This window comes from Mesorhizobium sp. M2D.F.Ca.ET.226.01.1.1 (assembly GCF_004022705.2).
GTDB lineage: Bacteria > Pseudomonadota > Alphaproteobacteria > Rhizobiales > Rhizobiaceae > Mesorhizobium.
The window spans coordinates 1-390 of sequence record NZ_RZOY02000058.1 but is presented as its reverse complement, the minus strand read 5'-3'; the positions used below and the strand labels follow the sequence as shown (position 1 = coordinate 390).

1 protein-coding gene is annotated in these 390 nt (G+C 59.5%); it reads left to right on the top strand.

Features of this window, described 5'->3' with window-relative positions:
* Positions 1-390: hypothetical protein (locus EN869_RS34710; RefSeq protein ID WP_189508260.1), on the top strand; the 390-nt coding region annotated here is incomplete at both ends.

Here is a 390-nt window from a genome sequence, read left to right as displayed (position 1 = left end):
GGGGTGGCTATGACGTTCTGGCGCTGTTTGGGAACGGCAGCTTCGACCTGAATGGACCGTCGGTTCTGGCCGGCGTCGATGAGGTGCGGCTGACCTATGTGGCCGGTTCAGGCCCCTCCACGCTCACCCTGCGCGACGGGATGGACGTTTCGGTGAGTGTCAGCGGCTCCGGCAACGAGACGTCGATCTATCTGTCTTCGGGCAATGTGTCGCTCGACCTGGACGGCATCAATGGCGGCTTTTATCATTTGTCGAGCGGGACTGCGATCATTGATGGAGCGGATGGTGGCGCCGACGATTCATCCTATTATTTCTCGACCGGCGAGGCCACCATCTCCAATGACAACGCCGCCTTCAACCGCTATTATCTGTCGAGCGGGACTGAGAAGA